Origin of the sequence: Erythrobacter sp. HI0063 (assembly GCF_001635685.1) — a bacterium.
Lineage (GTDB): Bacteria > Pseudomonadota > Alphaproteobacteria > Sphingomonadales > Sphingomonadaceae > Qipengyuania.
Genome location: NZ_LWFF01000169.1, coordinates 1 through 286, shown reverse-complemented (window position 1 = coordinate 286; position 286 = coordinate 1). Strand labels below are relative to the sequence as shown.

The following is a 286-nucleotide window of genomic DNA, read 5'->3' as shown; positions in this document are numbered from 1 at the left end:
CTGATCTACACCGCCTTGTCCGGCATGAAAGCGTCGATGGATCGCCAGCGCGTGGTCGCCAGCAATATGGCGAACGCCAACACGTTGGGCTTCCGCGCCGAATTGCTCGATCAGCGCCCCGTCACCTTGCAGGGCATGCCCAACGAAGCGCGCGCCATGCAGACCGCGGCCGTGCGCGGGGCGGACATGGCACAGGGCGAATTCATAGAAACGGGCAAGTCGCTCGATATCGCGATCGCCAACGAAGCCTTAATGGCGGTGCAGGCCGAAGACGGCACCGAAGCCT

1 protein-coding gene is annotated in these 286 nt (G+C 63.6%); it reads left to right on the top strand.

Annotated elements, in window-relative coordinates; translation table 11 throughout:
• The coding region (locus tag A3736_RS06010; RefSeq protein WP_233999262.1) for a flagellar hook-basal body complex protein at positions 1-286 on the top strand (286 nt) is incomplete at both ends.